The sequence below is a fragment of the Acinetobacter dispersus genome, assembly GCF_009884975.1.
GTDB lineage: Bacteria > Pseudomonadota > Gammaproteobacteria > Pseudomonadales > Moraxellaceae > Acinetobacter > Acinetobacter dispersus.
On record NZ_CP041970.1, the window covers coordinates 2,795,968 to 2,821,994 of the forward strand.

22 protein-coding genes and 2 pseudogenes are annotated in these 26,027 nt (G+C 41.9%); 10 read left to right on the forward strand and 14 right to left on the reverse strand.

All coding sequences use genetic code 11. The features are described from left to right. Nucleotides 1-50 precede the first annotated feature (50 nt). Nucleotides 51-1,904 (reverse strand): ferrous iron transporter B, encoded by a 1,854-nt coding sequence (gene feoB, locus FPL17_RS12835; RefSeq protein WP_078197347.1) that lies wholly within the window; start codon nucleotides 1,902-1,904, stop codon nucleotides 51-53. Continuing rightward, entirely contained in the window at nucleotides 1,901-2,161 is a 261-nt protein-coding gene (locus FPL17_RS12840) for a FeoA family protein (RefSeq protein WP_005154750.1), read from the reverse strand. The genes feoB and FPL17_RS12840 overlap by 4 nt, the downstream gene beginning before the upstream one ends. Nucleotides 2,162-2,366: 205 nt before the next feature. Here FPL17_RS12840 and xerD point away from each other — a divergent pair, with 205 nt between their 5' ends. From xerD to thrC, 4 genes are all read left to right on the forward strand, one after another. Then, the gene (xerD, locus tag FPL17_RS12845) at nucleotides 2,367-3,287 is read left to right on the forward strand and encodes a site-specific tyrosine recombinase XerD (RefSeq protein WP_159885403.1); all 921 of its coding nucleotides are present in this window, start codon (nucleotides 2,367-2,369) and stop codon (nucleotides 3,285-3,287) included. A 133-nt stretch (nucleotides 3,288-3,420) separates the two neighbouring features. Next, nucleotides 3,421-4,236 carry a DsbC family protein gene (locus FPL17_RS12850; protein ID WP_005191767.1) on the forward strand — a complete coding sequence of 272 codons (816 nt, stop codon included), beginning with the start codon at nucleotides 3,421-3,423 and terminating at the stop codon, nucleotides 4,234-4,236. A 129-nt stretch (nucleotides 4,237-4,365) separates the two neighbouring features. Beyond that, nucleotides 4,366-5,667, forward strand: a complete 1,302-nt coding sequence (locus tag FPL17_RS12855) for a homoserine dehydrogenase (protein WP_004802159.1) — start codon at nucleotides 4,366-4,368, stop codon at nucleotides 5,665-5,667. Between the two features lie 58 nt (nucleotides 5,668-5,725). After that, nucleotides 5,726-6,865 (forward strand): threonine synthase, encoded by a 1,140-nt coding sequence (gene thrC, locus FPL17_RS12860; protein WP_159885405.1) that lies wholly within the window; start codon nucleotides 5,726-5,728, stop codon nucleotides 6,863-6,865. Nucleotides 6,866-6,935: 70 nt separating this feature from the next. Here thrC and FPL17_RS12865 read toward each other — a convergent pair whose 3' ends face one another. The 3 genes and pseudogenes from FPL17_RS12865 to pbpG all read right to left on the reverse strand — a co-directional run bounded on the left by FPL17_RS12865 (nucleotide 6,936) and on the right by pbpG (nucleotide 9,374). Further along, nucleotides 6,936-7,706: a hypothetical protein gene (locus tag FPL17_RS12865; protein WP_159885407.1), complete on the reverse strand. Its 771-nt coding sequence runs from the start codon at nucleotides 7,704-7,706 to the stop codon at nucleotides 6,936-6,938. A gap of 159 nt (nucleotides 7,707-7,865) precedes the next feature. Beyond that, nucleotides 7,866-8,160, reverse strand: a pseudogene (locus FPL17_RS12870) (DUF6915 family protein); the annotation flags it as partial. A 149-nt stretch (nucleotides 8,161-8,309) separates the two neighbouring features. Then, the gene (gene pbpG / locus FPL17_RS12875) at nucleotides 8,310-9,374 is read right to left on the reverse strand and encodes a D-alanyl-D-alanine endopeptidase PBP7/8 (protein WP_143233178.1); all 1,065 of its coding nucleotides are present in this window, start codon (nucleotides 9,372-9,374) and stop codon (nucleotides 8,310-8,312) included. A 209-nt stretch (nucleotides 9,375-9,583) separates the two neighbouring features. On the opposite strand from pbpG, the gene gacA reads away from it, so the two are divergent. From gacA to FPL17_RS12890, 3 genes are read left to right on the forward strand one after another with little or no spacing between them, the layout of a single operon-like run. Next, a complete protein-coding gene (gene gacA / locus FPL17_RS12880; protein ID WP_005154729.1) occupies nucleotides 9,584-10,219 on the forward strand; it encodes a response regulator transcription factor GacA in 636 nt (211 codons plus the stop codon). Between the two features lie 17 nt (nucleotides 10,220-10,236). After that, nucleotides 10,237-11,802 (forward strand): sensor histidine kinase, encoded by a 1,566-nt coding sequence (locus FPL17_RS12885; RefSeq protein WP_159885409.1) that lies wholly within the window; start codon nucleotides 10,237-10,239, stop codon nucleotides 11,800-11,802. A gap of 21 nt (nucleotides 11,803-11,823) precedes the next feature. Beyond that, a complete protein-coding gene (locus FPL17_RS12890; RefSeq protein ID WP_005210046.1) occupies nucleotides 11,824-13,260 on the forward strand; it encodes a sigma-54-dependent transcriptional regulator in 1,437 nt (478 codons plus the stop codon). 37 nt (nucleotides 13,261-13,297) lie between these two features. On the opposite strand, the gene FPL17_RS12895 is transcribed toward FPL17_RS12890, so the two are convergent. From FPL17_RS12895 to lptF, 4 genes are all read right to left on the reverse strand, one after another. Further along, the gene (locus FPL17_RS12895) at nucleotides 13,298-14,476 is read right to left on the reverse strand and encodes a S41 family peptidase (protein ID WP_005191756.1); all 1,179 of its coding nucleotides are present in this window, start codon (nucleotides 14,474-14,476) and stop codon (nucleotides 13,298-13,300) included. 9 nt (nucleotides 14,477-14,485) lie between these two features. Further along, on the reverse strand, nucleotides 14,486-16,030 hold the full coding sequence (gene gpmI, locus FPL17_RS12900; protein ID WP_159885411.1) for a 2,3-bisphosphoglycerate-independent phosphoglycerate mutase: 1,545 nt from the start codon (nucleotides 16,028-16,030) through the stop codon (nucleotides 14,486-14,488). Between the two features lie 121 nt (nucleotides 16,031-16,151). Further along, on the reverse strand, nucleotides 16,152-17,222 hold the full coding sequence (lptG, locus tag FPL17_RS12905; RefSeq protein ID WP_005191753.1) for an LPS export ABC transporter permease LptG: 1,071 nt from the start codon (nucleotides 17,220-17,222) through the stop codon (nucleotides 16,152-16,154). Further along, nucleotides 17,222-18,322 carry an LPS export ABC transporter permease LptF gene (gene lptF / locus FPL17_RS12910; RefSeq protein ID WP_005191750.1) on the reverse strand — a complete coding sequence of 367 codons (1,101 nt, stop codon included), beginning with the start codon at nucleotides 18,320-18,322 and terminating at the stop codon, nucleotides 17,222-17,224. The genes lptG and lptF overlap by 1 nt, the downstream gene beginning before the upstream one ends. Before the next feature lie 154 nt (nucleotides 18,323-18,476). Here lptF and FPL17_RS12915 point away from each other — a divergent pair. The 3 genes and pseudogenes from FPL17_RS12915 to blhA all read left to right on the forward strand — a co-directional run bounded on the left by FPL17_RS12915 (nucleotide 18,477) and on the right by blhA (nucleotide 20,997). Next, nucleotides 18,477-19,924, forward strand: a pseudogene (locus tag FPL17_RS12915) (leucyl aminopeptidase). Between the two features lie 3 nt (nucleotides 19,925-19,927). Next, on the forward strand, nucleotides 19,928-20,335 hold the full coding sequence (locus tag FPL17_RS12920) for a DNA polymerase III subunit chi (RefSeq protein WP_159885413.1): 408 nt from the start codon (nucleotides 19,928-19,930) through the stop codon (nucleotides 20,333-20,335). Nucleotides 20,336-20,370: 35 nt separating this feature from the next. After that, complete coding sequence (gene blhA / locus FPL17_RS12925; RefSeq protein ID WP_005210033.1) at nucleotides 20,371-20,997, forward strand: cell division protein BlhA; 627 nt, start codon at nucleotides 20,371-20,373, stop codon at nucleotides 20,995-20,997. A gap of 43 nt (nucleotides 20,998-21,040) precedes the next feature. Here the strand turns inward: blhA and FPL17_RS12930 are convergent, their stop codons facing one another. From FPL17_RS12930 to nrdR, 5 genes are all read right to left on the reverse strand, one after another. Next, nucleotides 21,041-21,700, reverse strand: coding sequence for a riboflavin synthase (locus FPL17_RS12930; protein WP_078197365.1), 660 nt, complete (start codon nucleotides 21,698-21,700; stop codon nucleotides 21,041-21,043). A 155-nt stretch (nucleotides 21,701-21,855) separates the two neighbouring features. After that, the gene (locus FPL17_RS12935) at nucleotides 21,856-22,698 is read right to left on the reverse strand and encodes an MIP/aquaporin family protein (RefSeq protein WP_078197369.1); all 843 of its coding nucleotides are present in this window, start codon (nucleotides 22,696-22,698) and stop codon (nucleotides 21,856-21,858) included. A 397-nt stretch (nucleotides 22,699-23,095) separates the two neighbouring features. Then, nucleotides 23,096-24,388, reverse strand: coding sequence for a DNA adenine methylase (locus FPL17_RS12940; RefSeq protein WP_078197371.1), 1,293 nt, complete (start codon nucleotides 24,386-24,388; stop codon nucleotides 23,096-23,098). Continuing rightward, nucleotides 24,385-25,485: a bifunctional diaminohydroxyphosphoribosylaminopyrimidine deaminase/5-amino-6-(5-phosphoribosylamino)uracil reductase RibD gene (ribD, locus tag FPL17_RS12945; protein WP_159885415.1), complete on the reverse strand. Its 1,101-nt coding sequence runs from the start codon at nucleotides 25,483-25,485 to the stop codon at nucleotides 24,385-24,387. Before ribD ends, FPL17_RS12940 begins: the two co-directional genes overlap by 4 nt. 12 nt (nucleotides 25,486-25,497) lie before the next feature. Continuing rightward, nucleotides 25,498-25,962, reverse strand: a complete 465-nt coding sequence (nrdR, locus tag FPL17_RS12950) for a transcriptional regulator NrdR (protein WP_004656377.1) — start codon at nucleotides 25,960-25,962, stop codon at nucleotides 25,498-25,500. Nucleotides 25,963-26,027: the final 65 nt, after the last annotated feature.

Genomic DNA, 26,027 nt, shown 5'->3' on the forward strand with positions numbered 1-26,027 from the left:
GTCTCTCCAATAATTGTCACCCTTGTTAAAGGGTGGCGAGGTGGGATTTCTTAGCCCCAAATGCTTGATGCAATTTGGTAGGTCAAGAAAGACATTAAATATGCCAAACCAAATAAATACGCAGTCATCGCAGCAACATGTTTCCATGAACCTGTCTCACGACGTACTGTTGCCAAGGTTGCCAAACAATGCGGTGCATAGATGAACCACACCAACAGTGATAAACCTGTAGCCAATGACCAACCTGTACCATCGGCACTAATCAAATGAGAAAGCCCCTGAGAGATTGCATCATCATCAGCACCAGATAAAGCATAGACCGTACCCAAAGCCGCAACCACGACTTCACGCGCTGCCATTGCAGGAATAAGCGCAACCACAATCTGCCAATTAAAACCAACAGGTGCAAAAATCGGTTGCAGCAAGTGTCCTAACATCCCAGCAAAACTGTAATCAATATCCGGTAAGGTTGCCCCTTCTGGCGCTTGCGGGAACGTACATAAGAACCAAAGTAAAATCGACAAGGCAAAGATAATGCCACCAACACGTTTTAAGAAGATTTTACCGCGATCTAATAAGCCAATTCCAACGCTTCTCAGATCAGGAATACGGTAACTTGGCAGCTCAAGCAAAAGTGCATGTTGTGACTTATCTTTTTGCAAAAATTTCATCACGATCGCTACACAGAGTGCGCTGACAATACCAGACATGTACAAGCCAAATAAAACCAAACCTTGTAGGTTAAAAATGCCCCAGACCGTTTGACTTGGAATAAAGGCAGCAATCAATAAGGCATAAACAGGTAACCGTGCAGAACAGGTCATCAATGGCGCAACCATGATCGTGGTAAAACGATCTCGTGGGTCACTGATACTACGTGTTGCCATAATCCCAGGGACTGCACAGGCAAAGCTTGAAAGTAATGGAATAAACGCTCGGCCACTTAAACCTGCTTTAAACATCAATTTATCAAGCAAGAAAGCTGCACGTGGTAAATAACCTGATTCTTCTAAAACCAGAATAAAGAAGAATAAAATCAAAATTTGTGGCAAGAACACAACCACACTACCCGCACCCGCGATAATTCCATCAACAACCAAACTATGTAGTAAAGGTTGCGAGATATACTCTCCGAGTTTCTCACCAAACCATGCAAAGAAGGTTTCAATGCCATCCATAAACGGCGCAGCCCAAGCAAACACGGCTTGGAATACGATAAACATCATAATCGCAAGGCTAAGCAAACCCAGGACTGGGTGTAAGAAGATTTTGTCGAGGAAATCGGTACGTTTATCTTCTTGATCGACAAAGTTGACCACATCTTTGAAAATCACTTCAATCTTCTGATGATGGTCGCCTTTCAAGCCGCTCAGCTCTGTTTGTGGAACCGTATATTTTTCCTGATCCAATGCGTGCAACAGATTTTCAATACCTGAATTACGTACCGCCACCGTTTCAACAACAGGCACACCAAGACGCTCTGATAATCTTTGCGTATTGATCTGAATGCCACGACGACGTGCTTCATCCATCATGTTCAACACAACAAGGATCGGACGACCCAACTCAATAATTTCCAACACCAAACCAAGGTGTAGTTTTAAGTTGGTTGCATCCACCACACACAGAAAAGCATCTTGTTGCCCTTCTTCCGCAATTTTGCCTTGACAAACATCACGGGTAATTTCCTCATCTGGACTGGTTGCTTGTAAACTATAGGTTCCTGGCAAATCCAAAACACGTACTGCTTTCCCAGAAGGAAGCTGAAAATGTCCAACCTTACGTTCAACCGTTACACCCGCATAGTTCGCAACTTTTTGGCGTGTACCTGTCAAATGGTTAAATAAAGATGTCTTACCGCAGTTTGGATTTCCCACAAGGGCAACACGTAACGCATCACTCATGCAGGTGCTCCTTCAAGTTGAATTTCAATTTTATCGGCTTCAGCTTTTCGTAACGCAAAACGCGTAAAACCGAGCTGGATTAGAATCGGATCACCACCAAAAATACCTTTGGTAATCACTTGCACTTGTGTACCAGGCACAAAGCCTAAACTTTCTAAACGAACTGCAACTAAATCTGGCTGTTCTGTCTCATCGACCAAGCGATTCACTTTCGTGATCACCGCTATTTGCTTGACTTTTAATGCTGACAATCGCACCGCTCTAACCCTTTACTCTCTTTATTATAGTATACAAGCAAATGAGAATAATTACCAAAAACAATCTCAGTGGCATTTAGCTTTGTGACAGTTCGACAACAATTCCTTTTTCTTTTACAGTGCAATGAAATTAAGGATAAATTAGGGTATATCGCGACTAAAAAGCACATATACTTTTTTCATAGATTATCGTTTTAGGCCCATTATGCTAAATAAAAAGCCACGTATTCCCGCTGCTATTACGATTCCAGCTCAGCTCGGTTTTTTGCAAGGTTTTCGAGATTATCTCGTCGCACAAACAGTCAGTCCACATACACGCAATGCTTATTTATCCGATCTGATTCAATGTAGTGAATTACATCAAAGTTCAGCATTGCCAGAATGGTCCAGTGATGACATTGCTGATGTTCTCATCGCCCTCACCAAAGCAGGGAAAAGCCCTCGTTCGATTGCCCGTTGCTTATCCGCACTCAGACAGTTTTATAAATTCTTAAGAGAGCAAAAGCTCCGTGATGATAATCCTGTTGCGACTCACCACTCCCCTAAAATTGGTCGTGCCTTGCCCAAGGACTTATCTGAACAAGATGTCGAGGCTTTGATCAATGCACCTGACATTAATACTGCTTTAGGCCTACGCGATCGCGCTATGCTCGAAGTACTGTATGCCTGCGGTCTGCGTGTTTCTGAATTACTCAACTTAAAACTTGAGCTGATTAATTTAAAACAGGGTTTTCTGCGTGTTACGGGCAAAGGTAATAAAGAACGTCTTGTTCCACTCGGACAGTTTGCCTGTGATTGGATTGAAAAATATTTAGTTGAATCACGCCCCCAATTGTATAAGAGCAGCACCGATTATTTGTTTCTCACCCAACATGGCGGTATTATGAGTCGCCAGAATTTTTGGTATGCAATTAAGCGTTATGCCTTACAGGCCAATATTCAAGCAGAGCTGTCCCCCCATACATTGCGTCATGCTTTCGCCACCCATTTACTCAATCACGGTGCAGATTTACGTGTGGTACAAATGCTGCTTGGGCATAGTGACCTATCTACCACGCAAATTTATACCCATGTGGCTCAGCAGCGGATGCAGGAATTACATGGCAAATACCATCCAAGAGGCTAAAACCACCTTTTATCTAGGATTCAGCTAAAACTTGATTCCGTTCACAGAGCCTATGCAAGATTTAACGAAGTGAGTCATTTTTTTTGTTATGCTAAGCCCCTTATACAAATGAATTCGTACAAAAAGGTTCTCTATGTTGTTTACTCGGTCTCAGCTTGTAATTGCTTGTACATTAGCATCAACATTATTGGTAAGTGCTTGCTCAAAAGAAAATTCAGCACAAAAACAAGATGCACTCACAGCAAGTGCACCTGCGACAGGTGAAGCATCGACATTAAATGAACGCAATACGCAACAACGCTTGGTTTCAACATTAGAAAAGCATTTTAAAACAGCAAACATCAATGCCAAAATTCTAGTAATCAAAAAAACTGAAGTTCCAAACCTTTACTGGGTTAGCCTTGAAGGGATGGGTTCAGTCTATGCCACTGCTGATGGTCAATACATCATTCAAGGTGATGTGGTGCGTTTAGGTGATAAGCAGCTGCACAATGTTAGTGATGCTCTACAAGCAACCGAAAATAAAAAACATCTAGCTTCACTCAAAACTGAAGACCTCATCGTTTATCCAGCGCAAGGTGGTAAGGCGAAGCATGTCATTTACGTCTTCACAGATTCAAGCTGCCCTTATTGCCATAAACTGCATGAACACTTAGCAGAGATTAATGCCAAAGGGATTGAAGTGCGTTATATCGCTTGGCCACGTGGCGAACAATTCATGCCAACGATGCAGGCTATCTGGTGTAGCCAAGATCGTAAAGCTGCATTTGAGCAAGCAACTCAAGGCCAACCTGTGACTGCAGCAGAATGTAAGAACCCAGTACGTGACCAATATCAATTGGGTTTAAATATGGGTGTAAATGGTACACCAGCGATTTATAACGTCGAAGGTGAATATTTAGGTGGTTACATGACTCCTGAAGAAATTGTTCAACGCTTAAACAAATAAGCTAAAAATCCCTTTCAAAATAACAAAGACTCGGGCGACAGATTAAAGATGATCTTAGCCCTAGTGTCTCTGCATTTTTTTAGCTATGATCAAGCTTCATTAAAATGATTGAATATAATGGAGTGTGACGTGAAACCAGTTCGTCTGGCGATACTCGGTCTTGGTACTGTAGGTGGTGGAGCCCTTAAATTACTACAAGAAAATGCTGCGGAAATTAAACGCCGTACCGGTCGAGAAATTCAAATTACACACGTAGGCACACGCCGTCCACGTCCAGATTTACAACTCGAAGGCATTAAACAAAGCGATGACTTGATGGAGATCGTACGTCAACCAGATGTTGATATGGTGGTCGAAGTCATGGGTGGTATTCATCCTGCTTATGAAGTCATCATGGAAGCCATTAAACATGGCAAACAGGTTGTGACTGCAAACAAGGCTTTACTGGCTGAACATGGCAATGAACTGTTTAAAGCAGCTGAAGACAATGCTGTTCAGATTGCCTATGAAGCAGCTGTTGCTGGTGGTATCCCAATCATTAAAGTGATCCGTGAAGGTCTTGCTGCTAACCATATTGAATGGCTTGCAGGCATCATTAACGGTACAGGTAACTTCATTCTGACTGAAATGCGTGAAAAAGGCCGTGCCTTTGAAGACGTTTTAAAAGAAGCGCAAGAACTCGGTTATGCTGAAGCTGATCCAACCTTTGATGTTGAAGGCATTGATGCTGCACATAAGCTGACAATTTTGGCGTCATGTGCTTTTGGTATTCCATTGCAATTTAATAAGGTCTATACCGAAGGCATCAGCAAAATCACTGCTCAAGATGTGAAATATGCAGAAGAACTTGGTTTCCGTATCAAGCACTTAGGTATCGCACGTCGCGCAGATAAAGGCATTGAGTTACGTGTACATCCAACTTTAATTCCTGCTGAAGAATTGATTGCTAACGTCAATGGCGTTAAAAATGCAGTCTTGGTACAGGCCAATGCAGTTGGTCCTACTTTATATTACGGTGCTGGCGCAGGCGCAGGTCCAACCGCTTCTGCTGTGGTTGCTGACGTGATTGATATCGTTCGTGATATTTCATATACCGAAGATGGCGCAGGAACAATTCCTCAGCTTGCTTTTGAAGCATTGACTAACGTGCCAATCTTGAGCCGTGAAGAAATGACCACTGGTTACTACATCCGTCTCAATGCTGAAGACCAAACAGGCGTACTCGCTGATGTCACTACGATTCTAAGCCGTGCAGGCATTAGTATTGATGCCATCATGCAGCAATCACGCTTAAAAGACTTGATTCCTATCGTGATTTTAACAGATCCGATCGTTGAATCAAAAATGGATGAAGCACTAGCACAAATTCAAGCATTACCTGCAATTCGTGGCGAAATCGTAAGAATTCGTTTAGAATCGCTCGATAGTTAATCAGGTTGAGGGAAAATGACTTCCCTCAACCCGCTCTACCTCATATTGGAACACCATCATGTCGAATGCCAATCGTTATACTGGTCTTGTAGATCGTTATCGTGACCGTTTACCTGTGTCTGCAACTACACGCGCAATTTCTTTAGGTGAAGGGAATACCCCACTGATTAAACTAGAGAACATTCCACGTATTATTGGCAAAAACGTCCAAATCTATGTGAAATACGAAGGTCTGAATCCAACTGGTTCATTTAAAGACCGTGGTATGACCATGGCGGTGACCAAAGCAGTTGAAGAAGGCTCTAAAGCAATTATCTGTGCATCTACAGGTAATACTTCTGCAGCGGCAGCAGCGTATGCAGCACGTGCAGGCATCAAAGCGTTTGTTCTAATCCCAGAAGGCAAAATTGCTATGGGTAAAATGGCGCAGGCAATGATGTACGGCGCGATCACTATGCAAATCCGTGGTAACTTCGATGACGGCATGCGTTTGGTTAAAGAAGTTGCAGATCAAGCACCTGTAACGATTGTAAACTCAATCAACCCATACCGTCTGCAAGGTCAAAAAACCATTGCTTATGAAATCGTAGAAGCATTGGGTCGTGCTCCTGATTATCACTGCTTACCAGTCGGTAATGCTGGTAACATCACAGCACACTGGATGGGCTATACCGAAGCAGTTGCAAACCAACCTACAGATCAATTTGAACAAGTGATTTATGATGCTGCAACAGATCAATTCACTGGTCCTAAACCAGAAGGCTTACCAACAATGGTCGGTTATCAAGCTTCTGGTGCTGCTCCATTCTTACGTGGTGCGCCAGTAGAGAACCCAGAAACTGTTGCAACAGCAATTCGTATCGGTAATCCACAAAGCTGGAACCATGCTAAAGCAGTGGTACGTGATTCTAAAGGTTGGTTTGATGAACTGACTGATGCTGAAATTCTAGAAGCGCAACGTTTGCTTTCAATGTATGAAGGTGTCTTTGTTGAACCTGCGTCAGCAGCATCTATTGGTGGTGCGATCCGTGATCTTAAAGCAGGTAAAATTGCTGAAGGTTCTGTGATTGTATGTACAGTGACAGGCAATGGCTTAAAAGACCCAGACACTGCAATCAAGCAATGTGCTGATGCCGTGATGTTGTCGATTGACGCGACTATGGATCAAGTGAAAGATTCTATTCTTTCAAATATGTAAGTATAAACTCTTCAAAAAAAACCAGTTGCCTGCAACTGGTTTTTTTATTCGTAATCATAGAAAGAAAAAGTTATTCGTAATCATCATAGCTATATTGTGCAGCTAATTCTTTTTCAATCCTCTGAATTTCTTCAAGCTCAATTTCTTTGATTTCAAATAATGGTTGTTTGAGTAAGGGATTAACCGCATATAAAGCTTCCTCTTCCCACCCCTGCATAATCGTTAAAATTTGGCTTTTCTGGTCGTATTTCAAACCCGATTGCGTTGTGATCATTGCCTGTAAGAGCACAGGCTGATCAGACAACTCATCAAGTGAGCCTTTAAGCTGAATATCACCATAGTCATAATCTGCAAAAATAGTTCCAACATTGGTTTTTAATTGCTCAGGTTGATCTGCATAAGCCAAACTGGCAAAAAACTCATCATGCTCTTCCACCCATTTCTGTTTTTTGACTGACCAAAGCGCATAAAATCGAGCCTCATGTTCAAACTGTACCAGTTGAAATTTTTGCATTCCTGCCAATTGAATAAATTCAAAGGTATCTTCATCGCTTAAGCTTTCAGGTAATACATCATCTGAAATATCCCCATCTTCACAGACATGCTCACCACAACGTGAAAACACAAAATCATCCAGTTGTTTTAGCAATACTTCATCTGCATCAAACAGGGATTCCACTTCATACAGGGCAAAATCTCTCGCCCCATCAATTTCAAGCTTTTTATATGCAGCTTCGGCTTGGGCTTTATCCTCAAAAATATTGGCAATACGATTGCCTGCCACATAAAACACTTCATCGTTATAACCAAAGTATTTGGCACGAATTACGTAAGTCGTCATGGTGTTCCCCTTAATTCATTTATGATTGAGTTGTTTGTTTTATTTGATGTAATGCTAAAGGCGATAACATTAATTGTGAAAGTGTTTTGTCCTGCACATAATCATGATGTAATTGTTCTAAATTCTGTTCAAAGTTCTTAGGCAATTGTCTTGCATCTATCGCATTTACAAAATCATTGAGTGTCGGAATAAAACGTTGTTGGTAATCCACCAATAAATGATCACGTTCGCACAAATCTTTAATATCAATTGATTTGCCTGCACTATTTTGAAGGCTATGCCCAAACACAGGAATCACAACCGAATTTACGCCCCACAAGGTATGCAAAATTCGGTGTCGTGCATCACGACATAGGTTTTTGGTACTGTCTATAAACGCATGTAGTTCATAGTAGTCTTCGGGTTCCCCGCCCCAGCGTTTTGCAGAAATCCGTGCGTGTTGCATCGCATTCATAACGGTATGTCATCAATTTTTGTTGTATGCACACATTAGCCGATTTCGGCTCAAAAAACGAACATAATTTATTGAAATAAGACAAGTTATGTCGCATTATTCAGGCATAAAAAAACTCCTCATAAAGAGGAGTTTTTGACTTAAAACAACTAAACGCGTTTTGGTAAAGTGCTTAACCAGCTTAATAGATTAGTTGCATCGCTGTTACGTGCTTGTGAACTTGGCGCGCCTAATAACACCACAACCGCTGGGCGTGAATTCACAGTCGTATGCATCACCACACAACGACCTGCTTCATTGATATAACCTGTTTTTGACAAGTTAATATTCCAGCCGCCATTGCGCACTAATGCATTAGTATTATTAGATTTCAGCACACGGTAACCTAAATTGAAGTCATAGGTTGGTGTAGTTGAAAATTGACGAATCAAGCCATATTGTGAAGCCGTACTGACCAGAATACCCAAATCACGCGCTGAAGACACATTGTGTGGGTCTAAGCCAGTTGATTCAGCATAACGTGTCGCAGTCATGCCCAATTGCCTCGCTTTTGCATTCATCGCAGCAATAAAGGCTGAACGACCACCTGGGTAGGTACGTGCTAAAGCAGCTGCAGCTGGATTTTCAGACTTCATCAATGCAAATAGAAGTGCTTCTGCGCGATTCATGGTATCGCCAGCGCGTAAGGTCGAACTTGAGTTCTTGCCGCCAGCACCTGCAAAATCAATCGACTGTAAAGTGATTTCTTCCGACATGTTCAAACGAGCGTCCGCAGTAACCACAGCCGTCATTAATTTAGTAATAGATGCGATTGGCACCGACATATTACTATTTTTACTGTACAACACTTCGCCTGTCTGTGCGTCCATCACCAAAGCAGCGCGTGCATTGACAGAAGGCTGACTACTGTAACCAAAAGTATCTCGAATCTGCGACGTTGATTGCTGTGCAGTAGAAGAGCTAATCGTTGCCGAACTACCATTACGCAATGTAGTGGTAACAGAGGTTGAACCTTGTGGACCAATTTCCAATGGTTCATCATCTTCCATCAACTGGCTTGCATCACTTGCAGACCAATTCATTGAAGCTGAACCACTCACACGCGAAGAAGCTGGATTGTTATTCACAACCAGTTCTGCAAAACTTGTTGAGCTCAAAGCCCACAAGATAGACATGCTTAAAACATGCATGATAGATTTTTTAGAATTTTTCACGACACAATACTCAACTCAGGACGCTGCACATTTGCGCTTAATACCATTATGCCTTACATTTGAACAAATCGGGTAAAGCTTTTATAGACACAATTGTGTACAACTATTCGCTAAAAACGAAGAATAGGATTGCTAATTTTGTCGTTTCATTGCAAGCTAATTTTGCTTTATGTAACAAAAAACCAGTTTTTTGAAAAAAGGAGGTCTTCTTGATCACTGTTCTCGTTGTTGATGATCATGAACTCGTACGCACAGGAATTTGTCGTATGTTGGAAGATCACCCTGATGTTGAAGTCATCGGACAAGCAGAATCAGGAGAAGAAGCGATTGCTTTGGTGCGTCAAAAGCATCCTCAAGTGGTGTTACTAGATGTGAATATGCCAGGCATTGGTGGCGTAGAAACCACACGCCGTTTGTTACAGACCGCGCCTGAAACCAAAGTCATTGCCGTGAGTGGTCTTGCCGAAGAACCCTATCCATCACTCTTACTCAAAGCCGGTGCAAAAGGTTATATCACCAAAGGTGCACCAATTACGGAAATGGTTCGCGCCATTAACAAAGTAATGCAAGGTGGAAAATATTTTAGTGCAGATATTGCTGAACAATTGGCCAGCTCTTATCTCTCTGATACACAACAATCTCCTTTTGATGCGCTCTCTGAACGTGAGATGCAAGTTGCCATGATGGTAGTGAACTGTATCAGTGCCCAAGAGATTGCTGACAAATTGTTTGTAAGCGTTAAAACGGTAAATACCTATCGCTATCGTATTTTTGAAAAACTGGCGATTGATAGTGATGTCAAACTCACCCATCTTGCAATTCGCTATGGGCTCATTAAACCTTAAAACAACAGTAAGCGCCTATGTTAGGGAAAATTGCGTCAACAGTTTCACAGACGGTCTATCGGCTCGGCATTTGGTATAGTGGCTATCGGCTCATTATTTCGATCAGCCTACTTTTAATTTATTTATTGACTGCTGAGCAGCTGTCTAGCAACTATATTTACCCTTTTTTATATTTCTATACGCTGATTTGTTATATCACAATCAATATTTTTCAGCTTTTTTTACTGCAACTGCTTCCGATACAGACGTCCAAGCAACTGATTTTTATCTTTCTGATAGATGTCATTTGTTTAAGCTTAATCACCTTCTCTGCGGGTGGTCCAAATCTGCAACTAAGCTTGCTTTACGTCATTATTATTTTTTCTTCTGCGATATTATTAAATGCTCAGCTTTCGCTGATCATTACTTTATTTGCCGTGATTATGGTGGTTTACCAGCGTTTTTTAGGTGACTTCTTTGACGTTAATAATTTAAATCATCTTGGTAATAGCATTTTTCTGGCGTTTTTGTTCTTTGTAGTCCATGCCATTGGTCGTATTGCAGTACAACGTTTTAAAATTTTAGAAACTTTAACTTTTCATCAATCCATTGAAATTCACCAGCTGCAAAATATTAACCGCTATATCTTAGAACAGATTGAAGATGGTTATTTGGTACTCGATGAAAGCAATCATATTGTCTTAACCAATCCGGCAGCCAATACATTATTAGGTATCCATTTACCGATTTCATTAGAAAAAACACCACTGATCAAATTACAACCAGACCTATTTGAATTGATTCAATTTAGTGATCTTAAAGATGGTGAAGAGTTTAGTTTTGAGTCACAACAAAGCGCCTACACCATCAATGTTCGGGTTAAACATCTGCTTGTACCTGAACAGGCCTTAGTATTATTAATTTTAAAAGATGCACAGAAACTGACTCAGCAAGTTCAGCAACTAAAGCTTGCAGCACTTGGTCAGCTTTCTGCCAGTATTGCCCACGAAATTCGTAACCCTTTGGCCGCGATTGTGCAAGCCAATGAATTATTCAAAGACAGTGACCCACACCAACAAGAAATGCTGTCACGCATGATCAGTAAACAGGCCAAACGGATTGATAGCATCGTGCAAGACACTTTGGCAATGGCACGGAATAAGCCAACAGAAGTACAAGAAATTGATCTAAGCTCCTTCTTTGAAAGTTTACTCAATGAAGATCTTGCCGATGCTAAACAACAAATTCAAATTAAACTAACAGAACAGGTCGGTATCTTATTTGACGAAAAACAATTACGCCAAGTGCTGATTAATTTAATTAGAAATGCACTCCGACATAATGCAACTGACGCGCCTTATATTGAGGTCGAAGTACACGAAAAAGATGGTCGAACTTGCATTGATGTCATCGATTTTGGGACGGGTGTCTCAAAACGAGATATTTCTCAACTGTTCAAACCATTTTTTAGTACCGAAATTAAAGGAACTGGTTTAGGATTGTATTTGTCTCACACATTTTGTGAGGCCAATCATGCAAAGCTCACCTATATAGAGCGACAACAAGGAGCATGCTTCAGGATTGAATGCTCTAAAATTCATTGATTAGATTAGGTTTCTCGGGGAATGGCAACAAAACAACCACTCGTCTTACTGGTAGACGACGAAGAAGATTTATGTCTTTTAATGCAGATGACGCTAGCACGCATGGGCATCAAGACACATCTCGCTTATCGGGTCGAACAGGCAAAAAAATTCTTTACTGAGTTCCAGTACGATGCCTGTTTAACAGATTTAAATCTTCCAGATGGTAATGGTTTGGATCTGGTCAAACATGTAACACAGAACTATCCCAATACACCTATTGCGGTGTTAACTGCGTACGGCAATATGGATATTGCCATTGCAGCACTTAAAGCAGGCGCATTTGATTTTGTCAGCAAACCTGTCAATCAAATGCATTTGGATCAACTGATCCAAAAAGCCTTGAATCGTCCACAGCCAGAACAAGAGGCAGCTGAAACAGCTTTAGAAAATAAACTGTTAATCGGACGTTCAGCACCTATTCAACAATTACGTATCGCTTTAAAGAAAATCGCTCGTTCTCAAGCCCCTGTTTTTATTACAGGTGAATCAGGAACAGGAAAGGAAGTCGTCGCGAATCTAGTGCATCGTTTGAGTAACCGTAGCGAAGGTCCTTTTATTGCCATTAACTGTGGCGCGATTCCAACTGAATTGATGGAAAGCGAACTATTTGGGCATAAAAAAGGCAGCTTTACCGGTGCAACACAGGACAAACAAGGCTTAATTCTCTCTGCTCACGGCGGTAGTCTATTTTTAGATGAAATTGCTGAACTGCCTTTAAATATGCAGGTCAAACTACTCCGTGCAGTACAAGAAAAGAAAATTCGTCCTGTCGGTTCAGATCAAGAGATTGATGTTGATTTCCGTGTCATCAGTGCCAGTCATCAAGATTTGGAACTGTTGGTACAGCAAGGTCGTTTCCGACAAGACCTATTCTTCCGTATTCATGTGATGGACATCGTTCTACCACCATTACGTGAACGTGGACAAGACATCCTCTTATTGGCAAATCACTTTATTCAAAGAATTAGCCAAGAATGGGAGTTATCGACAAAGTCACTCTCCTCGCGTGCAGAGCAATTCCTATTGCAGCAGTATTTCCCGGGAAATGTGCGTGAATTACGCAACATCATTGAACGTGCGATTACACTGAGTGATGATGACAATATCGACTTGGCCCATTTACAAACAGCACCATTACGCAGTTCATTGGCCAATCCAGCACCGTCATTTTCCAACACAGCAGCAGAAGAAGCTGAAACACCACAACATTCTGCAAGCCCAAACATGAGTTCAAAGAAGCTTCCACCTGAAGGCTTGGAACGTTATTTAGAGAATATCGAAAAAGAAATTCTTCTGAATGCACTTAATCTCACCCATTGGAATCGAACATTAGCCGCGAAAAAATTAGGAATGACCTTCCGTTCGTTACGCTACCGTTTGAAAAAATTCGGTTTAGATACTGAAGATGATGAATAATATTTAAAAATAAGCCCCGATCATTCGGGGCTTATTTTTAGTATCTACTTTTCAAAACTAGATCTGTGACATGCTCAAGATAATTATCTTCTTTCATTTCGGCAGACAAAGCATAGGTTTGATTAGGTTGAATGCCCTGACCTTCAATCATATTGCCATTCGGGGTGTAATAGTGTGATACCGTCATTTGCAATGCAGCCCCACTTGGTAAAGGGAACAACTTTTGTACCACACCTTTACCATAGCTGTTTTCACCGACCACCCAAGCGCGCTTGTGTTCTTTTAATGCAGCGGTAAAAACTTCAGCGGCAGAAGCAGAACGACGATTGATCAGTATACCTAACTTTAGATTTTGAAATTCATTGGATGGTAAAGCTTGGAATTGCTGGTCGCCCTCAGAACGACTTTTCGTCGTCACAATTAGCCCCTGATTTAAAAATAAATCGGCAGCTTCGACTGAAGCAGAGAGTAGTCCTCCAGGATTATTACGTAAATCAAAAACCACAGCTTTAAGTTTGGTTGAGCTATATTCCTCGATTAAACGTTTAACTTCATTGGCTGTATCTTGCTGAAAAACGCGAATTTTCAGTACCAGTACCTGATTATGTAGTAGAACAGGTTCAATATCTGTCTCGACTTTTTTATTTCGAACCAAGATCACTGTGCTGTTATTATTTTCTGGGTGAATCTGCACGGTACTGCCAATCGAACCATACAATAGACCCTGAATCTGGTCTTGATTTAAATTTTTGAGTTCTTGGTTATCAACTTTCAGAATCACTTGCCCATTACGCAAACCCAATTTGCTCGAATCTGAGCCTGGCTTCAAATCTTGAATCTGCCAAGATTTGGAGTGTGCATCATAATTTAAATTGAAATCGACAGAGGCTAAATCACCTTCTGTATATTGAATGAGTTGACGATATTCTTCTGCTGATAAATAACGAGAATAGCGATCCAGACCGCTCACTAAGCCCTTAATCGACTGCTGGAATAAAGCATCATCAGACTTCTTATCAACATAGTTATCTTTAACAATGCCATAAATTTGTACAAATTGTTGAATCGACTCAATCGGAACTTCTGTACTGCTGATGCTTTTGTCTTCATCAGCCCATCCAGATGAATGAGTAATCGGTGCTGCCGAGAGATGCAATCCCCAACACATCAACACACTTGCACATAATGTTCTGTAAATGTTGTTGTGTTGGGTCATTGCTTCACCTTATTTTAAAGTAATTAAATTCTTGCCTTGCATTTCTGGAGGTACAGGAATGTTCATCAAATGAAGTAGTGTAGGTGCAACATCGGCCAATACACCACCTTCCGCAATCGTTGCTTGTGTCGGTCCGACATAAATAAATGGCACCAATTCAGTGGTATGTTGCGTATGAACTTGTCCACTATCATAGTCTTGCATTTGTTCTACATTACCATGATCGGCCGTAATTAACATATGTCCTTTGTTTGCCATGACTGCATCATAAACACGACCAAGACATGTATCTACAGTTTCAACCGCTTTTACTGCAGCATCAAAAATACCTGTATGTCCAACCATATCGCCATTGGCATAATTCACCACCAACAGGTCAAACTCACGCGAATTGATTGCATTGACCAATTCATCCGTCACTTCATACGCGCTCATTTCTGGCTTTAAGTCATAGGTTGCTACATTCGGTGATGGAATCAGAATACGTTTCTCACCTTCATATTCATCTTCACGACCACCGCTAAAGAAGAAGGTCACATGTGCATATTTTTCGGTTTCAGCAATACGTAATTGGGTTTTACCTAAACCTGACAGATATTCACCAATCGAATTTTTAAGCCCTTCTGGCATATACGCCACAGGTGCATCAATACTGGCTTGATAACGTGTCAACATGACGAATTTCGACAAATTCGGAACAACTTTACGCTCAAACCCAGCAAAATCTTTTTCAACAAAGGCACGGGTAATTTCACGCGCACGATCGGCACGGAAGTTCATGAAAACCACACTATCGCCATCTTGGATTTTAGCAATCTCACCAATACGGGTTGCTTGAACAAACTCATCATTTTCTTCTGCTGCATAGGCTTGCTCTAGACCGTCAACAGCTGAGTTTGCAACACGAACTGCCTCGCCTTCTGTCATTAAACGATAAGCGAGTTCAACACGATTCCAACGATTATCACGATCCATTGCAAAATAACGGCCAATCATGGAAACAATACGGCCTTGATTTGGATACTGAGCAAATAAAGCATCGAGTTTTTCTAATGAAGGTTTTGCACTACGTGGTGGTGTATCACGTCCATCAAGGAATGCATGCAGATAAACCGTTGCACCACGTTTTAATGCGAGCTCACACATCGCCACAATATGGTCTTCATGCGAATGCACGCCACCTTGTGACAGCAACCCCATCACATGGACGGCACCGTTTGCTGCTTTAGCTTTTTCAACGGCATCAACTAACACTTCATGCTCAAAAAAGGCACCTGTGCGAATATCTTTGGTAATTCGGGTAAAGTCCTGATACAACACACGACCCGCACCAAGATTCATATGCCCAACTTCTGAGTTCCCCATTTGACCATCAGGCAAGCCAACGTCTTCACCTGAACCTGAAATCAAACTATTCGGATGCTTAGCCACCATTGCAGTGAGGTTTGGTGTTTTTGCTGCTAAAAAAGCATTATCTTCAACTGCTTCCCGATGTCCTACACCATCCATAATTACAAGAACGTGAGGAATTTTGCCAGCATTTGCATCCGTCATAATGGACTCTCTTTTTGTCTATCATTTGATCGGCATATTTTACCGAAATTTAAGCTAATTCTCCATGACCAGACTGATGGCTTTCATCAATCCTGATGATAGAGTCTTCATATAACGTGTTTTATCGCGCCCGATACAATAAATAACTACCCACCATAAAGATCAGCACGACAGGTAGCAGCACAAACCATGCTGGAGATGGTGCATAGACTAGACTTGCATAACCCAAGAAATCTTGTAAATAGAAAAAGCCAAGCCCTGTAAATAATGCAATCACTAAACGGAAGCCCATCGACTGCTGACGTAATGGACCAAAAATAAAGGAGCACGCAATCAAAACCAGAGTAATCAAAGAAAATGGTGAAGTAACCTTCTGCCAAAATGCCAGTTCATAAGTTTTCGGCACCTGACTATATTCATCCATATAGCGCATGAAACTAATCAATTGGCTTGGAGATAAATCTTCAGGGTCCAAGGTCACCATATGCACATATTTCGGCTGCAGTGCCAAACCCAGTGCTTGTTGATCATGATCAGTTTTGATGGCATTACCCTGTGCCAGCAAATCGACTTGATGAGACTGCTCTAAGGTCCACTGCCCATCTTTGATAAACTGGCCTTTCTCAGCATTCACAAATGACTGCAAACGATAGTCCTTATCAAAATCAATCACTTGAATATTGCGAAGTTGACCTTGCGAGTTGGCATAATCAATATAAATAAAACGTTGGCCTTCACGTGACCAATAGCCTTTTACTTCCCCTAAAGCGGCAACACTACGTTGTTTTTTAATACTTTGTGCTTTTTCATTCGTATATGGAATGACCCACTCACTCAGCACGAAAGACAACACAATCAATAACAAGGCCGCTCGCATCACCCAACCGACGATCCGCCAGAGACTAATCCCGACAGATCGCATCACAATCAGTTCACTATTCGAAGCCAATGCGCCTAAACCCAACACTGAACCAATCAATGCCGCAACAGGTAGAATTTCATATAAATAACGCGGCGCACCCCACATCACATAGAGAAAAGCTTGCCAAGCATTATAATTAGGTTTGAGTTCACCTAATTCACCTAAATAGGTAAATAAAACTTGTAGAAAAGATAATACCAGCGTGGTTCCGAGCATGGCTAGAACCGTGGTTGTTGTCACATGTTTGGCGACTATTCGACGTGCTAACATTATAACCCCACTCGCTGAATGCTTTTCTTAAGTTTTGGCGCCAGTTTTTGTTTACGCGCAAAGATTGCTGCGGCTGCTGCATAGACAGCAAGTACCACTGGATAAGCCCAGATATCCAGTTCGTCTTTACTGATTCGGGTTTTAATGGCAATCAATAACACGATTAAACTGGCAAAGATAAAAATTGCAGGAATCAAACGATAATAACGACCCTGACGTGGACTCACTTCTGACAATGCCACCGCCAACATCAATGCCACAATAATTACCAATGGTCCAAAAATACGCCAACCCAACTCACTTTTAAGCACCGAATCATCACGTTTCTGCCAAAGCTTTGACATAGACAATGCCCCAACATCATCACTTTCAAACTTCACATCTTTATCACTTTCTAAACGTAAACGATAAGACTGAAATTCGGCTTGCGTATATCTCGGCTGATTTGGGTAAATTTCGTAACGGCGACCTTGGACTAAATCCACCACATTCGCTGTGTCATTTTCTACTTCAACTCGTGTTGCTTCTTTTGCCAAGATCATGACATCGGGCTTGTCTTCTTGCTTAGCCTTTTGGTAGAAGAAAATATCTTTTAAATTCTTACGATCTTCTGAAAGTGACCCTGCATAAATGGTAAAAGGTCCTGAAGAAATAAACTCCTTGGGACGAACCAAGTCAAAGCCCGTGCGTACCGCTTGTGTGCTGGTTAGTTTTTCAAACTCACGCAACCCCCATGGTCCAACCCAGACCATCAAACAGGTTTGCACCACCAGATAAACCAGTGTCATCGGCAACAGCAGTCGTGCCAATTGATTGCGACTCACACCACTGCCATTTAAAACTGCCATTTCATGATCAACATAAAGACGACCAAACACCAGCATCAAGGCAATAAAGAAACCCAAAGGAAGAATCAGCGTTAAAAACTCAGGCAAACGATAGCCGATGATGCTAAATAAAATACCTGCATCTAAACGACCTTGAGCTGCCACGCCAAAATATTTGATTAAACGACCACCCATCATAATCAGGGTTAATAAACCAATGACGACGAGAGATGTCGAAACCACTTGTTTGACGAGATAACGCCGAATAATCAAAGTAATACTTCCAAAAAGCCCAATTGAAGGTAACGCTAGTTTACCCGAATGTTAAAAATATAAAACCTATCGCTTGTTGCGGATTGCAACCTCATATCTGAAAGTGTTTAATGGACTTATCTTTATTTTTCACTCATCAGGTTCCATACAAACAATGAAATTTACCCTTCATAACGCATTCCCAACTCAGGCGTCTAGCGAATCTTTGTGGATTTTGGTTGATTCAGAACAATTACAACAGAACTTAAATACATATCAAATCAATCACCTAGAAGAAGTGCTTAACGCAACACAATTCAAAGCAGGTTTTAACGAAAGCTTAGCCTTAATTGCCAATATTCCCGTACAAGCCAATGCTCAACTGCTCGGACTTGGAAAAAGTGCCGAGTTAAAAGCGACAAAATTAGCAAAACTCGCACAAACTATTATCAAATCATCACAAAATAAATTTAAACAAATTAGTGTCGATCTTTCAGCACTCCCAACCGATTTACATTCACTGTTTGTCTTAAGCCTGACTCAAGCAGCGTATGGTTATGATGAATTTAAATCGAAAAAAATGAATTTGTATTAGAAACAATCCATCTTGTTGCCAATCAAACCACTTTAGATGATGCGCAACTGAATCTAATTCATGCAGTGCAATCAGGCCAAAACTATGCACGTGATCTTGGCAACCGTCCAGGCAATATCTGCTTCCCTGAATATTTGGCAGATCAAGCACTTGCACTTGCAGCACAATATCCAACGCTTTTAAAAGTCACGGTGCTTGATGAGCAGCAAATGGCAGACTTGGGGATGTATGCCTTCCTTGCAGTCAGCAAAGGCTCTGACCGCCCAGGCCGCATTATTACACTCGAATACAATGCCAAAGCAGATCAAGCACCTGTCGTACTTGTCGGTAAAGGTGTGACCTTTGATACAGGGGGTATTTCATTGAAACCCGGCCTAGGCATGGATGAAATGAAATTTGATATGTGCGGCGCAGCTTCTGTTCTTGGGACAATCCAAGCACTATGCGAAGCACAATTGCCAATTCATGTGGTCGGTGCAATTGCAGCTGCTGAGAATATGCCTTCTGCTCATGCTACTCGTCCAGGTGATATTGTGACCAGTATGAGCGGTCAGACCATTGAAATCCTGAATACCGATGCAGAAGGCCGTCTGGTTCTCTGTGATACCTTAACGTATATCAAGCGCTTTAACCCTGCGCTGGTGATTGATATTGCAACCCTCACAGGTGCCTGTGTGGTTGCGCTAGGTAAAGTGGTGAGTGGCTTATTTACGCCAGATGACGAACTTGCCCAAGACCTACAACAGGCAGGCGAACAGTCACTAGACCGCGTATGGCGTATGCCAGTGATGGAAGAGTATCAAGAATTACTCGACTCTCCTTTTGCCGATATTGCTAACATTGGCGGCCCATATGGTGGCGCAATTACTGCAGCGTGTTTCCTCGAACGTTTCACTCGTGATTATCGTTGGGCGCATCTTGATGTCGCAGGTACAGCGTGGTTATCGGGTGCAGCTAAAGGTGCTACAGGTCGTCCAGTGCCATTACTGATGCAGTTTTTAGCCAATCGTGTTGCAACGAAAAACTAAAACATGCCACAAATCAGCTTTTATCTATTTGAGAATAGTAAAGAACGGCAAGTCGAAAGTGCTTGCCGTTTATGCCGTAAGATTCTGAATCAGCATCCACAAATTTGGTGGTATTGCGCTGATTCAGAGCAGCAATCGGAGTTAGATGAGAAACTTTGGAACTTTGATCCACTCAGCTTTATTCCACATGGCATCGATCAGCCGCATAGTCCTGTGTGTATTTCAGCGGAATTACCTCCGTCGAATGATTGGATCGTGTTTAATTTTAACAATCATGCACTTGAACAAACTCAAGATTTTCGCCACATTATCGAAATTATTGAAAATAATGAAACGGCAAAACAGATCGGGCGGGAAAAATTTAAAATGTATCGTCGTTTAGGTATTGAACCTCGAACCTTTAAATTATAAATCGGCAATAAACAGCATCATTTGAGGAGTGTCTTGTGGCATTAAATGTAGGTCAGGACTTTAAAAAACGTTGGTTAAATGCACCTGAGGCTGTCCGTCAGACCTATCAGGATGATTTAGCACGTATTTGTGATCTACTGCTACCACAAACACTGACTCAGACATGGACACAACATGAGGAAAATGCGCAGCAACTTTCTCAGCAGCGCATTGATCAAGCCTATGCCGACTTAAAAGCAGACTTGATTGAACAAGCACGTATTCGAAAACAACTGGCTTTGGAAAAGGCTCTGGAAGAGAAGCGTGCAGCTGAAGCCGCCTACGCTGCACAACTGCAAGCCGATGAAGCCCGTCAATTTGAACAACAGACTGAAAACTTACTTGCCTTACGTGGCCATATTGATCAGGAAATTGCACAGCAAACGGAACGCTATCAAAGCAACCCTGAACAGCCAAGTATCGATTATTCACAGGCTCAACGTGTTGTGATCGATGATCAGCAAATTCTGTCAGAACTGGAAAGTGTCCGTGTACGACTTGAATTAGAAGCTGAAGGTTTAATTGAGCAAGCAGTAACGGTATTTAGAGCAAAACTGCACGCCTTAGCACAAGATGAAATTGACTACATCCTGAAAAACAGTGAATTTTCAGACGAAAAATAATAAAAAAGCCCAGTTCGAACTGGGCTTTTTTATACTTCATCTTTTATTTTAAAAAACCATTTTCAGCCAAGAATGCCATACTGATATTCGATTCAGCTTTCTGTTCCGCAGCTTTATCGCCTAGCAATAAACGCTCGATATAACGTGCCAAGACATCCACTTCCAAATTGACTTTGCTTCCAACCTGCCAAGTGCCAATATTGGTACGTTCAGCAGTATGTGGGATCAAATTCAAACTTAAAATATTACCGCGTAAATGGTTAATGGTCAGACTGATCCCATCGACAGTAACTGAACCTTTTTCAGCTAAATATTTAGCTAATTCAACAGGCGCTGTCACTTCAAAATACAGTGAACGTGCATCATGTCGGACCAAGGTAATTTCGCCTAAACCATCCACATGTCCACTGACAATATGCCCACCAAAACGTGTGGTTGGCAGCATTGCTTTCTCGACATTGACGGCTTGACCAACTTTCCATTGACCTAATGTGGTACGGTTTAAACTCTCACGCGAAACATCAGCCGCATACCAGTTTTCACCCCATTCAATCACGGTCAGGCAAATCCCGTTGGTGGCAATCGAATCCCCCAAATGTACATCAGACATATCCAAATCAGTTTGAATACGTAAACGAACGTCGCCACCTACACTTTGTAGGCTCTCAACCTTACCTAAACTTTCAATAATGCCTGTAAACATGGGAGTTTCAACCTATCTTTATTGCAGTATGTACCACTGTAAAGAAGATACCTTAAAGCAAAGAACTAGAGATAACAAGGCATGTACAGTCCAAATACAGGCAAATAAAAAGGGCAATCCGTTGACTGCCCTTCAAATTCTTGATCTGGTCTTTATTACATTTCAGACACTTGCTTTTCAGCAATTTCTTTTTCTTTTACTACAGCAGGGTTGTTGACCAAGAAATAGCTAAAGAACAACTTATAACCAAGCACACCTAAACAAGCACCCACGATTGGCGCAATAATTGGGACGATAAAATAGGGAATATCACGACCACCTGTAAAAGCAACAGGTCCCCAGCCAGAGAAGTAAGCCACAATTTTCGGGCCAAAATCACGGGCCGGATTCATAGCAAAGCCAGTCAATGGGCCAAAAGATGCACCAATCACTGCAACCAATAAACCAACTAAGATCGGTGCCAAAGCACCACGTGGTAAACCATTGCTATCATCCCCAATCGCCATAATCAACCACAGCAATAGCATGGTGATAAACATTTCCACCATAAAGGCCTGACCAAGCGAGAGCAGATGATGTGGATAGGTTGAGAAAATCCCCGCCAATTCTAAACTTTCTACACTGCCCCGCACCATATGATGGGTTTGCTCATAGTCCACAAATAAATTGCTATACAGACCATAAACCAGAAGTGCACCCACAGCTGCACCAGCAACTTGTGAAATGATATAGAAAGGTACTTTACGTTTTTCAAAACCAGCAAACAATGCCAAAGCGATAGTCACTGCGGGATTAAGATGTGCCCCAGAAATGCCAGCAGATAAATACACTGCCAATGCAACAGCCAAACCCCATACGATACTAATTTCCCACAAGCCTAAACTCGCTCCCGCAAGCTTAAGTGCAGCCACCACACCAATACCGAATGATAAAAAAATTGCGGTAGCAAAAAATTCAGCTACACATTGCCCCAATAAGGTGGGTTCCGAGCGACTCATAACAACCTCTCTTGGTCATCGCTGCAAATAGGCAAGACCCTAAATTAAGCTCGGCAAACTATAGTTATTTTTAGATATGGTCAATATCATTTGGTAAAAATTTGAACGATTGGTTAAAGTATTTCCAGCCTTATATTAAGTGAACATGACGATAAAAATCAAAGACAAAACTATTCCATATATTTGTTTTAAATCATTATTTATTAATTATAATTTTCTAAGCTCTAATTTAAATGTATGACTTCGCATGTATAAACCAACTCAAAATTGGTAGATATTTACTATAAAAACATAGGCTTATCTTACAAATCGATCACAACAATCTAATTAACCGATACTCAGCAAATATTGGATACAAAAACACCACTTTGTTGCCAAAATGGTGTCTTTTTTTCTTTTACCAAAGTGCCAATTGAGTACTGTTACCCGTGGTATCTACACCACCCAATTCAGCGAAATGGTATAACTGTCCCAAAAGCTGCCGTAACGGTGGTCCAGACTTGGCATGGGTATCCGTAATCACAATAAACTCAAGTACGCGAGCACGTTCAGATTGGCGTTGTTTACTCACCCGATAACGTGGAACATCTTGGGTCAGCAAAGTCACTTTACCGCGCTTCAAATTGGCAGTCAGCAAGTCTTTAGGCTCAATATTCCCATCAGTCGAATAACTGGTCAAAATATAACGTGCATTAATCGTTCCCAATAACTTTTCATAAGCCTCTTTGGCATATTTAGAGGAGTTATAAGGACTTGGACGTTCTTTACGCCAAGCACGATCAATACCGCTTTTAAAACCTTTAGTATCAGGAGATGGCAAGTCGACTTGATCCCATAAAGTCAGTGCATTCAGAACATGATAGTTACTGCTATAGGCATGCTGATTATAGGGTGGATCTAGATAGGCGACATCAACCTCAAAACCACTCATTTGATTGGCAAGATGCTGTGCATCAACACACCACATTTCAGCAGCAGGACGCTTAGGATCACCAATCTCACAGAAGCGGCTCGGTGTCAGCCACAATAAAGATTCAATCCGCTCCAAGGCAGTTTGGGTACGTCCACCCCAGCCCTGATGGAAACTTTTAAAGACACCACTGGTATTACTGACGAAACTTGCTGAATACAGTAGCGGTGCCAATAAAGCACTCATCTCGACATCATTAATTGCACCTTGCGCTTGCCAAGTTGCAATCTGCTGACGAATCGCATCAATCCGCATACCGTTACGGCGTTTGAAGAACAAACGATCACGGGCGGGATCATATACATCATCATTACGCGGACATAAATTATGCGTGACCCAGCCTTTAACTTCAGGTAGACGATTTAGATAATCAATGGCTTTCTGATAACCACCTAGCTCTTTAAAAGCAGGGGCGTCAACACAAGCTAAAATGGCATTGTTCAATGCATGACTATACGGTTCCCAGTCATTGGCAATCACGCGATAGCCATTTTGACGTGCTAACCGCGAAACAACCCCACTCCCCGCAAAGAAATCAGCAAAAATCGGTGGATTCTTTTTCTTGCTATTCAATGTACCCGTAATCTCAAGCGCTTCTAAAATCAGGTGAAGCAGCCGACGCTTATTACCGAGATAAGGTACTAACTGATGAAAAAGATATTCGTCAGTCGTACGGGCAGCATGACGACGTTTGTGATAAACCGATGGTTCTGGATTCATATCATCTCTTGGATAGGGAGCAATCTTAGGCGAATGTCTTGCCCAAGTTGGGTTACATCGACCAACTCAAAACGGAGCTGCTCTGCCATTTTGCTAAATTCAGCATTAAACATAGTCCGAGCAGATTGACCAAGTAAAGTTGGCGCAACATAACTAATCATTTCATCAACCAATCCTTGTTGTAAAAAGGCCGTTGATAAAGTCGCACCTGCCTCAACCAAAACATCATAAATTTGATATTGTTGAGACAAAGTCTGCAATAACTGGTTTAAAGGTTGCGGTGGCAATTGTATCACGCCTAAATCAGCAAGTTCTTGACGAAATGGTGTCATCACCATCACCGTTTCAGATTGCTGTAAAATTTTTGCAGAAAGTGGTAATTGCCCTTGTCGATCTAAAACAATCCGTTTTGGTTGCACCACTGTTGTCAGATCAACGCCTTCTAATGCACGCACATTCAGTTCGCAATCATCAGCTAAAACCGTTTGAATACCAGTAATCACCGCACCCGAAATTGCCCGCCAATGTTGTACGTCTTGTCGAGCTGCTTTGCCAGTAATCCACTTTGATTCACCCGAAGCCATCGCAGTACGGCCATCCAGACTTGATGCTATCTTTAAACGTACATAAGGCAGGCCAGTTGACATAGCCTTTAAAAAACCCAAGTTGAGCGTTTTTGCACTTTCCGTACAGATTCCCGTTTCAACCTCAATGCCAGCATCTTGTAAAATCTTAACGCCTTTACCTGCGACCAGTGGATTTGGATCAGAACAGGCAATGACGACTTTTTTCACTTGAGCTTTGACCAAAGCCTCCGCACAAGGCGGTGTTCGACCGTAATGTGCACAAGGTTCTAAAGTGACATATGCAGTTGCATCTTTGGCATTCTCAGCTGCTTGACGCAGAGCAAAAACTTCCGCATGCGGCTGACCAGCTTTAGGGTGATAGCCTTCCCCAATCAGTTGACCGTCTTTGACAATGACGCAACCGACATTTGGATTCGGCTTCGTCGAATATTGACCACGTCGAGCTAAGGCAATGGCTTGTTGCATCCAGTGCTGATGTTCAGATAAATGATCTTGGGTTAACTCAGACATGATCTCTCGAATTTAAGCTTCATTTTCACGTTGTTGCATTTGCTCAATTTGATGGCGAAATGCTTCTACATCTTGGAAATCTTGGTACACAGAGGCAAATCGAACGTAGGCAACATGATCCAAAGCAAATAATGCCTGCATCACAATTTCACCAATTGTTCTAGATTTGACATCCCGTTCGCCTAGGCGGCGGATCTGCGATTGAATATCGCTGAGTACGGTTTCAATTTGTTCCTGAGTGACAGGACGTTTTTGTAAGGCATGCATTAAAGAACGGCGTAGTTTGGCCTCATCAAAAGGTTCATTTTTACCGTCTGATTTGATCACACGAGGCATGACCACATCATAACTTTCAAAGGTGGTAAAACGCTCCCCACAAATGACACACTCACGACGACGACGAATCTGGCAGCCTTCGGCAGCCAAACGGGAGTCTATGACTTTACTATCAGCAGCGTTACAAAATGGACAATGCATAGTTGCGCGATTATTTACTCACTTTGCTTAAGTGTAGCAAAGTTTCTTCAATTGCAGAACTAGCA